1 pseudogene is annotated in these 508 nt (G+C 40.4%); it reads left to right on the top strand.

The features are described 5' to 3' along the window. A pseudogene (locus tag R8N49_RS30710) lies at window positions 1–293 on the top strand (ribosome biogenesis GTPase Der); the annotation flags it as partial. Window positions 294–508 lie beyond the last annotated feature (215 nt).

The following is a 508-nucleotide window of genomic DNA, read 5'->3' on the forward strand; positions in this document are numbered from 1 at the left end:
ACCAACCACCAATGGTTCGTGGCCGTCGTATCAAGCTAAAATACGCGCACGCAGGTGGTTACAACCCACCAATCGTCGTGATTCACGGTAACATGGTTCGTGAACTTCCGGATTCATACAAGCGTTACTTGATGAACTACTTCCGCAAGTCACTGGAAATTATGGGTACGCCAATTCGTATCAACTTCCAGAATAGCGAAAACCCGTTTGAGAATCGTGCGAACAAGCTAACCTTGTCTCAAGAGCGTAAGCGTAAACGTATGATGTCTGTGGTTAAAAACCGCAAAAAATAATTTAAGCATTTGAAGATACCCAAGTTTTTACTTGGGTATTTTTTTATCTGTTTTTTGCAACCTCTAAAAGTGATGTGAGATGTGTCCTTTTCTAAACCTTACTTTCATCATTATCACAATGTTCTTCTGCGCGGTTTTTCTCTAGTGATATTAGTGATGACGTGCAGATTCCTGTATCTTCAAATGCTTAGCACACAACCTTAACTTCTTACATT

The organism is Vibrio sp. 1978, from assembly GCF_033344345.1.